The organism is Verrucomicrobiota bacterium, from assembly GCA_027622555.1.
GTDB lineage: Bacteria > Verrucomicrobiota > Verrucomicrobiia > Opitutales > UBA2995 > UBA2995.
Genome location: JAQBYJ010000142.1, coordinates 1 through 11,650 on the forward strand (window position 1 = coordinate 1; position 11,650 = coordinate 11,650).

Genomic DNA, 11,650 nt, shown 5'->3' on the forward strand with positions numbered 1-11,650 from the left:
ATGACTCAAACATGGCGCAATCTCAGAAGCCTGTCTATACGAAACTTTATGTGTTACATGGTACTAGTTTAGATGGACTGACTGGATATAATTTCCAGGAGGCTTTTTTTGAGCAGTACCCGTTCGCTCGCAATCTATTCGCTCTGTTCGAATATCACCCGACAGCCTATTTTCACGCCAAAGATGCACAACATCGTTTTGTAGCGTTAAACCATCTGGTTTGCAGGGAAGTGTTCGGTTGCGATTCTCCCGAGGTGGTATTGGGTCATACTGATCTCGAGTTTCAGCCTCCCCATCTGGCGGAAGCCTATCATGCGGAGGACCGAAGAGTGATGGCCGGCAAAAAGACCATACCTAATGAAATCTGGTTGGTTCCCCACGTCGATGGTTCTCCCAAATGGTATTGTTCGACCAAGACTCCTCTGGCAGACAATGATGGAGAGGTGATTGGAACGGCAGGGATCATGTACCCGGTCGAAACGCCGGGCGATCGGGTTACATTTTTTAAAGAGCTCGCCCCCGTCATCAGCTACTTGGAGAAACATTTCACTTCAGATGTTTCTATGAAGGACATGGCAGGTCTGGCCGGGCTATCCAGCACCCAATACAATCTGCGTTTTCGGCAATTACTCCGGATGACTCCGACTGAGTATTTAATGACGTTGCGGATTGATCTGGCACAACACCTTCTTACCAGAACCGATAAAAAGGTTGCGGACATTGGTGTGGCGGTTGGGTTCTATGATCAAAGCCAATTCACGAAAATCTTTAAAAAACATGCAGGAATTACTCCCAAAGCATACCGAAAGCGATTTAGGTGATGCGTCAAAATATACCAAAAAAGAAATAGTTAATACTATATCTCTTCAGCTAAATCAGCTATAATGCCTCTGTTTTTATGATTAGAAGAATCGGCATTTTGAGTTTAGCACTCGGCACAAGCTTTTGCGTTTCGATAAGCGCAAGGGAGGTATCCTTCAACTTCGATATCCGACCCATTATGTCGGACACTTGCTTTCTCTGCCACGGGCCTGATGAGACGACCCGGGAGGCTGACTTGCGATTTGATCTTCGTGAAACAGCCATTGCCGAGCGAGACGGTTCCGCGGCGATTGTTCCGGGTAATCCGGATGAGAGTCTATTGATCTATATGATTAATGCCGAGGATGAGGAAGACATCATGCCTCCGAAAAAGCATCCTCGATCACTGGCTGATGAGGAGAAAGAGTTATTTCGTTTGTGGATCGAGCAGGGGGCCAAGTACGAAAAGCATTGGTCTTTTATTCCACCGGTTGCAAACGAACCATCGGATTTGTCGGACCCTGCTTGGGTGAATAATCCCATCGATAAATTTGTCCTGGAGAAATTGGACGACGAGGGGCTCAGTCATTCCACCGAAGCAGACAAGACGACCCTGATCAGGCGGGTGACTTTCGACCTTACAGGCTTACCTCCAACCTTGGAAGAGATGGATGCGTTCCTGGCAGATAAACGAGCGGATGCTTATGACCGACTGGTGGATAATCTTTTGAGTCGCGTAAGTTCAGCAGAACGATTGACCAACGAGTGGATGGATGTGGCACGCTTCGCCGATTCAAACGGCTATAGTCAGGATTTCGTCCGCGACATGTCTCCCTACCGGGATTGGGTCATAGAAGCGTTTCACGAAAATATGCCGTTTAATCAGTTCATTGAATGGCAGATTGCAGGTGATTTGTTGCCCAACGCAACTCGTACCCAAAAGCTGGCGACTGCGTTCAATCGCTTGCATCCTCAGAATATGGAAGGTGGCATAATAAACGAGGAGTTTAAGGTCGAGTATGCCGCTGAACGTGTTCAAACCCTCGGCGCCGCCTTTCTTGGTATGACCATCGAATGTGCTCGTTGCCACGATCACAAATACGACCCGCTTACGCAGAAAAATTTCTACGAGCTGTTCAGCTTCTTTAATAACATCGACGACTCGGGTCAGATCAGTTTTGAGCAAAGCGACATGCCTGCGCCCACTTTATTACTTCCAACGGACGAAGAGTCAAAGCAGCTGGCGAAGCTGGATAAGCAAATCGAACAACAAGCTGCGCAAGTTGATAACATTTATGAAAACGGGAAGAAGGACTTTGAGATTTGGAAGCAGGGGCTAGCCAATCATTCACCTGATCTGTCGGGAGAAGATGCGTTGGTAGCGAGTTTCCCATTCACATCGCAGGATACGACCGCGGCCATTGCCAATGATGTGGATCCAGAAAGAAAGGGTGCTGTTTGGTTTGGTTCGCAGAAAAATTCTGAACAAGGACCGGATCTGAAATTTGTGGAATATAGTGACGGTACCGCCATTCGGGTGAACGGAGACGATGCGCTTTATTTTCATGCTGCCAACTTTTTCAGACGTTCAACACCGTTCACTGTAGCTATCCGCGCCACTATTCCCGAAGCGGTGAAAGAGGGAACGCTTTTTCACTACAACGTGGCGGGGATACTCTATAACTATAAAGGTTGGGAGGTTTCGCTGAAGGACGGTTATTGGGATGTGCGCATGGCTCACAATTTTCCCTACAATGCGATTCAATTGATCAGTGAGGAGCCTGCAAAAAAGGATGTCTGGCAGGAAGTAGCGCTGACCTATGACGGTTCCTCAACCGCAGCCGGGATTAAGCTGTTTGTTGATGGGGTTCCAGTACGCATGAGCGTTGAGAAAGACAGGCTTTATAAAAACATACTTTCTAACAAGAAAGGAGTTCGTGACGACATCGGGCTGAAGGTGGGCGCACGGTGGCGGAGTAAAGGAGTGCCCGGAGCTCTGGTGGATGAGCTGCGTGTTTACAACCGACGCTTAACGGAATCGGAAGTGGCGCATATCGCCGGGAAAACTGATCTCAAAGTCGACTACGACTATTTCTTGAATCGGCATCATGACGCCTATCGAAACGCGCTTCTCGAATTGTCAGCATTGAGGTTGGAGCGCAATGACTTGAATGAACCGGTTCAGGAAGTCATGGTGATGGATGAACTTCCGGTGCCAAAACAAGCCTATGTCTTGAACCGTGGTGCTTACGATTCACCAACGGTTCCTGTAAGTCCAAAAACACCAGAGGCTATTTTACCGTTTGATAATAATCTTCCTGCCAACCGGCTGGGATTGTCCAGGTGGTTAACCGATTCAAGAAATCCGCTTACGGCCAGGGTGACCATCAACCGCTATTGGCAAATGATTTTTGGAAGCGGACTGGTGGGCACACCGGAGGACTTTGGGAATCAGGGCCATCTGCCAAGTCATCCGGAATTATTGGACTGGTTGGCCACACGGTTTGTCGACTCCGGTTGGGACATGAAGGCAATGCTAAAGCTAATGGTGACTTCCTCCACCTATAAACAACATTCACGCGCAGAGCCAGACTTGCTTAAACGGGATCCGGAGAATCTGTTATTGGCGAGAGGACCTGCAGTTAGGCTTTCGGCTGAAATGCTTCGCGACAATGCACTCGCTGCGAGTGGACTTCTCGTAAACAAAGTAGGAGGTCCTTCCGTTTACCCCTACCAACCTGAAGGTTTGTGGAGTATGAATAAGGGCGAATATATCCTGGGAACAGGTGAAGATTTATATCGCCGGAGCATGTATACGATTTGGAAAAGAACAGTACCCCCTCCAACCATGAATAATTTCGATGCTCCGAATCGAAGCTACTGTGTCGTGAAACGGCAAAATACCTCTTCACCGCTGCAAGCTCTATCTCTGATGAATGATCCTCAATTTGTTGAAGCCTCACGAGCGTTGGCAGAACGGGTAATGAGTTTGAGCCAAGATAATGAAGAACGGATTATTCTTGCTTACAGATTGTTAACTTCGAGGTATCCAAGTGATTCGGAACTAATACTGCTTTCTGAATTATTTGACAAAATGTGGAATTCCTTTTCCGCAGATGCAAACAAAGCATCCCGTTTTCTGGATGTGGGTGAGAAATCAACGAATCCCGATCTCGATGCCAGTGAACTTGCTGCACTAGCTTCTGTCTCTAGTTTAATTATGAATCTCGACGCTGCCGTTGTTGTCCGGTAGTATTTGGGGCTATGAAAGAATCTATTAAGAATAATACACGCCTAAGATGTAGGAACTGCTTTAGCTGCGATCTTTTTGCTCGTCTAATCGCAGCTAAAGCAGCTCCTACAGTTTAATATTAAGTCATGGAATTCCCTGAACAATTCAACTACCTGAACCGCCGACAGTTTCTCACCAAGTCTTCTTTAAGTCTCGGTGCGGCGGCATTGTCCATGTTCGGCAATCCCTCCAAATTGTTATCGAGTACCCAGGCGTCGGGTACCGGAGGCATTCTTGGTAAACCCCATTTCACTCCCAAAGCTAAGCGGGTCATTTATTTATTCCAGAGTGGTGGGCCTTCGCAGCTCGAGCTATGGGATAACAAAACCATGCTCGATACGATGCATGGGCAGGAACTTCCGGATTCCATCCGTCAAGGCCAACGTCTGACGGGTATGAGTGGAAACCAGTCTTCCTTTCCATTGGTGCGTTCCATCTACGATTTTCAACAGTATGGCAAATCGGGTGCATGGGTGAGTGAGCTTATGCCGCATACAGCCAAGATTGTGGATGATCTTTGTTTCATTCACTCCCTGAATACCGATGCGATTAACCACGATCCAGCGATTACTTTTTTCCAAACGGGTTCACAATTGGCTGGCCGACCCAGTATTGGCTCCTGGTTGGATTACGGATTGGGATCGGGCAATCAGGACCTTCCTTCCTTTGTTGTGATGGTTTCCAAAAACGCGGGAGGTCAACCGCTTTACGCACGTCTTTGGGGCAATGGGTTTTTATCATCGAAGCATCAAGGTGTTCAGTTTCGAGCCGGGGCTGATCCGGTGCTCTATCTTAATTCGCCTCCCGGGCTGGATGAACACGACCGAGCTCAGATCGTCGATTATTTGAAGCAATTGCATGAGTTGCAATATGATGCCTGGGGCGATCCGGAAATACATTCTCGTATCGCCCAATACGAGATGGCCTACCGAATGCAGATGTCTGTACCCGAGGTTACCGACGTGTCCAATGAACCGGAATCTACCTTTGAGCTTTACGGGGAGGATGCGCGAGACCCTGGCACCTATGCGGCAAATTGTCTGATGGCCCGACGACTGATTGAGAAGGATGTCAAATTCGTTCAGCTCTACCACCAGGGTTGGGATCAACATGGCAACCTGCCTAGTGGAATCAAAAATCAGGCTAAAAAAACAGACCAGGCTTCGGCTGCCTTGGTGATGGATCTAAAGCAGCGTGGTCTTTTGGAAGACACGTTGGTTATTTGGGGCGGAGAATTTGGCCGAACGAACTACTCTCAAGGAAAACTGACCGCCACCAACTACGGTCGCGACCATCACCCACGCTGTTTCACCATGTGGATGGCCGGGGCAGGGGTGAAATCAGGATTCTCCTACGGCGAAACCGACGAATTCGGTTACAACATCACCGAGAACCCGGTCCACGTTCACGACTTTCAGGCGACTTTACTCCACTTACTTGGCATCGACCACAAACGCCTGACCTACAAGCACCAAGGCCGGCGGTACCGCTTGACCGATGTGCATGGTCATGTCGTGAAGGATATACTTTCGTAGTGGTTCAAGGGCTTCTTGGGAACGCCAAGCCCCAACTTGGCTTTTAGTTTTTAAAGTGCTGATTCTGGTGGAGCACCTGTTCCTCCCGATTTTAAAAAAGCCTTTCTCGATGAGCTGGATGTTTATTTGTTCGAGAGCTATGGGCACAGCTTCAGGCCAGAGAAAAAGACCAATAACTTTTTATTCGGCACGGGCCTAATACCCCGCCGCTTGCGGCGTTCTAAAATTACCAATTTCAATTCTCAAATACCCCGCAACTGCGAAGCGGCTGGCGACCGCAAGGTCGAGGGCTTGCCCCGGGGATTATGATTCATAATGAACATTTCATCTGCCGAACCGAAACGCTTTAGTGTGTGAGCCATCAGTGGTGCTTCCAGTTGCACGTTTTCCCGAAAACCGGGAATGTCCACACAGTAGAACTCCGGTTCATCCAGTGGATCGATTAACCGGATCATTACAGGTTCGGATTTAGCTTTTAGAAAAAGCGAACCGAACAAAAGGCACAGGAAGCTTAACGTGAATATTCTCATGGATCGTATTCTTGACCGGGTGAATTGCCTAAGCAAGATCAAGTCTATATGACACCTGAGGAAATTGAACGACGGCTTATGAAAATGGGCCATGCGGAATAGAAGCCGAATGAGCTCATCCGCCTCCCAATCAAGGCCTAGGCTCTACAGATTGTAAGCGAACTTGTTGCTCGGTTTCATGATCTTATCAAAAACAAAGGAAACGGTAAGTAGAACGAGTCCCAGGAATGAAAGAAAACCAGCACCATCTGAATTCGCTACATGGGCGATAAGTGCTAATCCGAAATTATAAAATACACCAGCGTAAGCCAGGCTCTTTAAAAAACGAACCTTAGAACTGACAATGGCAATTACGGCGCAAATTTTCGCGAAAGCCAGGGGGTAAATCAGATAAGCCGGGTATCCAAGAAGCTCAAACGCGATTTCCGTGTCTCCATGATTGAATAAATAACTATAGACATTGGTGAGTAGTAAAATGGAGAGCAGAGTGGTTGAAAACCAGTAAATCAAATTCGGGAGTTTCATTGTCGGACTTGAAAGTAGCCTTGAGCTTAAGAGTTTCAATAACGTTTAGTTGCGATTTCGAAGTTTTGTCCCATTTTGATTGAGATTGAAATTTATCCCGAATTTTGGCGTCATATAGGCAGTTACCATGAAAAAATTATTCAAAAAATCATCCCTTTGGCTCCTTGGAATTACCTTGGTCTTTGGAGTATTTAACATTATGGCAGCTCCTGCTGAAAAAAAAGAAACCGATCCAGAAAAGGCTGAACGCCTTAAAGCGCTGACTGCCATGCAATATCGGGTCACTCAAGAGGAAGCGACAGAACCACCATTCAGCAATGCGTATTGGGATAACAAGGAACATGGAATTTACGTAGATGTAGTGTCAGGAGAGCCTCTGTTTAGCTCTTTGGATAAATACAAGTCGGGTACCGGATGGCCCAGCTTTACCAAACCACTTGCTCCAGAGAATATTGTTGAGAAGACGGATTATCACATCGGCTATGCTCGAACAGAGGTTCGTTCCAAAAATGCAGATTCTCATCTTGGTCATGTGTTTCCTGATGGTCCGAAACCCACCGGCTTACGTTACTGCATGAATTCTGCTTCCATGAATTTCATCCCTGTAGCCAAATTAGAAGAAAATGGACTTGGGAAATATGTCCCTCTTTTTGAAGGCCTCAAAAAAGAAGCGATCAAAAAGGATAGAAAGTAGGAGAGATATCCTGCCAGACCGGGAATAAAATAACCCGGATCATGTGTTGGCTCGTTTGGATTCTTGTCGGGTGCTTCCACTTTCTGATTAACCCCTTAGCAGGGTGCATTCAAAGAGCCGGGGCGGACTAATGATCAGTTTCCAGTGTCGCATATGTGATTTGAGGAATAGGTCTCTAGTAGCACACCGATTTCTAAAGAATTCTGCAACCAGATACCCATTTCCTATCGTTAGCTGTCAGAACACTTCCACCATTGTATGCATCCTATGAAATCATCACGCTCATATTTGTTTGTTTCTTCACTGTTGTTAAGCAGCTCATTCAATTGGCTTTTTTCCGATCATCATGAAAATTGGCCTACTTGGAGACCTTCTTCCGGGAATGGTGTCGCGGAGAATGCCACACCGCCGATTGAGTGGGGAGACGACAAGAATATAAAGTGGAAGACAGCCATTGCCGGATCCGGCTTTTCCACCCCGATCATTTGGGGAGATAAGATTTATTTGCTGAGCGCCGAGGCCGTTGAAGGGGCTTCAGCAGAAGCTCCACGACGTGCCCAGCCTCCTGATGGAAATGCTAATACTCGAGGTGGTCAAGGCGGAGGTGGTAAAGGCGGAGGCGGTAAAGGTGGTAAAGGAGGTCCAGGTGGTCAAGAAGGTCCGGGTGGTGCTGGTGGTCCCGTCGGACCTACTCCCGAACTAATCGCAGAATTTGATAAGAATAGTGATGGAGAATTAAGTGAGGAAGAGCGGGATGCAATGAGAACAGCATTGCGTGCTCGACGTGGGAGCCAGGTTGCTCAAGGAGGTCCCGGTGGACCCGCCCAGGGTCAGGAAGGTGGAGGTGGACCTCAACGTCGTGGAGGCGGAGGGGGAGGCGGACAGGCTCAAATTCTCCAGGTACATCAATTCAAAGTAATCGCCTTGGATAGAAATTCTGGAGAAGTGATTTGGGAAAAACTTGCGCGCGAAGAGAAACCCCATGAAGGCCATCACCCCAGTCATGGTTACGCAGATGCTTCACCCGTTACCGATGGAGAATACTTGTATGTGTCATTTGGTTCACGCGGTATCTACTGCTACGATTTGGATGGGAACTTGATTTGGGAAAGGGACCTTGGCGACTTGCGTTCACGCAATGGATTTGGTGAGGCGGTGTCTCCTTCTTTGGCCGGAGACAAACTGCTGGTGCTTTGGGATCAGGAGGACCAATCCATCATTTACGGACTTGATAAACGAACCGGCAAAGAAGTGTGGAGTAAGGAAAGAGACGAACGTTCATCCTGGACCACACCCTTTATTCAGGAAGTCGATGGCAAGCTTCAAGCGATTGTCCCCGGCACGAACGCGACTCGAAGCTACGATACCGAAACGGGTGAGGTTATTTGGGAAGCCAGTGGCTTAACTTCCAACGTAATCCCAAGTCCAGTTGTTGGTCATGGTAATGTGTATGTGACGAGTGGTTACCAAGGGAATTCTGTTCAAGCGATCAAGCTCTCTTCAAAAGGAGACATATCAGACTCCTCTAATGTAGTGTGGCATGTTCGGCAAAGTGCTCCCTATGTAGCATCACCGGTGTTGTCGGGTAAACGCCTTTACGTTACGAAAAGTACTGATGCCTTTCTTTCGTGCCTGGATGCATTGACGGGTGAGTATCATTATCAGGATGTAAAACTGGATGCCCTTAGAGGTATTTATGCATCTCCAATCGCAGCGAATGGTTATTTGTATGTTGTCGGTCGAGAAGGAGCTACCCTTGTTTTGAAGGACTCAGAAACATTTGAAATTGTTGCGACCAACAAGCTCGACGACAAAATTGACGCATCCCCAGTGGCGCTGGGTGGAGACCTTTTTATCCGCGGACACAAATACCTTTACTGCATATCGGAAGGTTAGTACGACCGTACGAATTTCATTTTTGAAATCCTGACTTGGTCAAATTGTTCCCCTCCTTGCTGCCTGCTTGCTCCCGATTAACAAAGCAGGAGCGAAGGGACTCGTTTACGCATAGGAGGAATGGAGATTAAATGATTTGAAGGAATAGAGCAGCCAAGCCGCAACCAAAGTTATACTCAACCACTACCGAGCTGAAAGCGACACCTCAACGAGTGCAACGAGAATAACAATTGCTCAGATTGGCACAGATTTTGTAATGCTTCCTTAACCACGAATGGACAGGTTGACACGAATCAGAAGGTAGGGACCGATCGCCGAGCGGTCCGATATTCTGAAAGATTGGTTCGTGCATTTTATTATTTGAACCCTTCGACATTGCTCAGGCCAAGACCTACAAGGCAACGGAGAGAACGGAGGGAAAAATCAATACAACTCTGTTTCCTTGTTCAAAGCATTTTTCTAAACGGAAAAAAGATACAAATTTCAACCACCAGTCTCCGCCAAGGCTACGACACGGCACGGCTGATGACACCGATTTTCACTGATGAAAAAAGACAAAATCATGGAGGACAGAATAATGGCGAAGGCTCTGTCCCTACGGATTGAGAAAGCAAAAAGGACTCGTCGCTCCTTCTAAATTTCGAATACAAATGATTCTGTACCTATGATTCTGTGAAAAATAATGCTTTCAGGATTTTGCGTAATTCTGCGCTTTTCGTAGTTAAGCATTTTCCTTCGAACTTATTTTTAGACCAGCTATTCGCGAGATCACCGTGATTGGTTGAGATATGGCAACATTGCTTTAAAAACTATTTTCTACCGGATAGTAGAATATAGTTGTCTATCTGCTTGCCCGGGAAAGTTACTGGAAGAAGAGATCCTTGCCAAAACCGACACATAAACCATGTTTGGCTAGATCTAAAAAAACCTGTATGAATACCCTGAATCAAACGCCGGATACCAATCGCCGTTCTTTTATCAAATCCATGCTGGCTGCGGGAGTAGCCCCCTTGGTTATCCGTTCATCCTTACTGGGAAAGGCTGCTCCTTCGAACATGATCACACTCGGGTTTATTGGGGTTGGAGGCCATGGGCTTGGCTACAACTTGAAATCCTTTTTGCAGGAGGATGATTGTCGCGCCGTCGCCGTGTGCGATGTGTCGAAGGATCGTCGTCAACAAGCCCGGAATACGGTCAATGACCACAATGGTGATTCTAAATGCTCCGTAATAGCTGATTTTCGGGAATTGCTCGCCCGTGACGATATCGACGCTGTGGTTATTTCTACACCGGATCACTGGCACGTGACGATGGCGATTATGGCGATGAAGGCCGGAAAAAAAGTCTTTTGCGAAAAACCGACTCTGACCATCGCAGAAGGGGGTGAGTTGTTGGCTGCAGTGAAAAAATACAAAGCCGTGTTTGCCACGGGCTTGGAAGACCGTTCTGTGACTCACTATCACAAAATGGCCGAAGCGGTTCGCAATGGCGCGATCGGCGAACTTCGCCATATTCAGGTGGGCTTGCCCATTAAGCCGGTTTTTCCACTTGAGGATCCAGCGGATGTTCCAGATGATCTGGACTATGATTTGTGGTTGGGGCCTGCCCCATACCGGGAATACTTTCCGAGTATAACTGGCGCTCATGTATGGCGGCAAATACGAGACTTTTCTGGCGGCTCTCTCACCGATTGGGGTGCGCACTTACTCGACACCGCCCAGGTGGCAAACTTCTCGGAGGACTCTGCTCCAATTGCTGTATCGGGAAAAGGAACAATTCCTCCGAACTCGGTGAACTCGGTTCCCCAAACCTATGAAATCAACTATACCTACGCAAATGGAGTCACCATGCAGGTTGTTGCTGACAAGCCATCGATTCGTTTTGAAGGAAGTAAAGGATGGGTAGGTAACAGCGGCTGGAAAGGACAACTTGAAGCAAGCGATTTGGAGATTTACCGTCGTAAATATGATCCGGAGACAAACAAGCTTTGGCCTCGACCTCCATCCGAGCATCGAAACTTTCTGGATAGTGTAAAATCCGGAAAATTGGCCACTTATTCGGCACGAGGTCTGCACAAGTTGAGCAATGTCATGCATATCGGAGCTATCTCCATGGAGCTAGCTCGTTCATTGAAATGGGATCCCAAAAAAGAGTCTTTCGACGATTCTGATGCCAATGCGCTTCGAAGGCGTGACAGACGAGGTCACTGGGCACATGTGTCTTGAGCACTTTATTTTGCCGTTGGTTAGTTGTAACTATTTTTGCGAGTTGCGGAGTATTGAGTAAATACACCTTGTTGAACAAAGCCGCTTTGCGGCAGTGAAGGTTTAAAACTGTGTGAGTTATAGGCATAGCATATGGGCTATGTCAAAAATAG

General features: G+C 47.4%; 8 protein-coding genes. 6 read left to right on the forward strand and 2 right to left on the reverse strand.

Features of this window, described 5'->3' with window-relative positions:
- The first annotated feature begins 11 nt into the window (after positions 1 to 11).
- The 3 genes from O3C43_22365 to O3C43_22375 all read left to right on the forward strand — a co-directional run bounded on the left by O3C43_22365 (position 12) and on the right by O3C43_22375 (position 5,628).
- Positions 12 to 821, forward strand: a complete 810-nt coding sequence (locus O3C43_22365) for an AraC family transcriptional regulator (GenBank protein ID MDA1069237.1) — start codon at positions 12 to 14, stop codon at positions 819 to 821.
- Between the two features lie 77 nt (positions 822 to 898).
- A complete protein-coding gene (locus O3C43_22370; GenBank protein ID MDA1069238.1) occupies positions 899 to 4,054 on the forward strand; it encodes a DUF1553 domain-containing protein in 3,156 nt (1,051 codons plus the stop codon).
- A gap of 125 nt (positions 4,055 to 4,179) precedes the next feature.
- Positions 4,180 to 5,628 (forward strand): DUF1501 domain-containing protein, encoded by a 1,449-nt coding sequence (locus O3C43_22375; GenBank protein ID MDA1069239.1) that lies wholly within the window; start codon positions 4,180 to 4,182, stop codon positions 5,626 to 5,628.
- Between the two features lie 242 nt (positions 5,629 to 5,870).
- Here the strand turns inward: O3C43_22375 and O3C43_22380 are convergent, their stop codons facing one another.
- Together O3C43_22380 and O3C43_22385 are read right to left on the reverse strand one after the other, a co-directional pair.
- Positions 5,871 to 6,083 carry a hypothetical protein gene (locus tag O3C43_22380; protein MDA1069240.1) on the reverse strand — a complete coding sequence of 71 codons (213 nt, stop codon included), beginning with the start codon at positions 6,081 to 6,083 and terminating at the stop codon, positions 5,871 to 5,873.
- Between the two features lie 219 nt (positions 6,084 to 6,302).
- Entirely contained in the window at positions 6,303 to 6,683 is a 381-nt protein-coding gene (locus O3C43_22385) for a DoxX family protein (protein MDA1069241.1), read from the reverse strand.
- A 199-nt stretch (positions 6,684 to 6,882) separates the two neighbouring features.
- On the opposite strand from O3C43_22385, the gene msrB reads away from it, so the two are divergent.
- From msrB to O3C43_22400, 3 genes are all read left to right on the forward strand, one after another.
- Positions 6,883 to 7,377 (forward strand): peptide-methionine (R)-S-oxide reductase MsrB, encoded by a 495-nt coding sequence (gene msrB, locus O3C43_22390; GenBank protein MDA1069242.1) that lies wholly within the window; start codon positions 6,883 to 6,885, stop codon positions 7,375 to 7,377.
- Between the two features lie 267 nt (positions 7,378 to 7,644).
- Positions 7,645 to 9,273 (forward strand): PQQ-like beta-propeller repeat protein, encoded by a 1,629-nt coding sequence (locus tag O3C43_22395; GenBank protein ID MDA1069243.1) that lies wholly within the window; start codon positions 7,645 to 7,647, stop codon positions 9,271 to 9,273.
- A gap of 932 nt (positions 9,274 to 10,205) precedes the next feature.
- Complete coding sequence (locus O3C43_22400) at positions 10,206 to 11,498, forward strand: Gfo/Idh/MocA family oxidoreductase (GenBank protein ID MDA1069244.1); 1,293 nt, start codon at positions 10,206 to 10,208, stop codon at positions 11,496 to 11,498.
- Positions 11,499 to 11,650 lie beyond the last annotated feature (152 nt).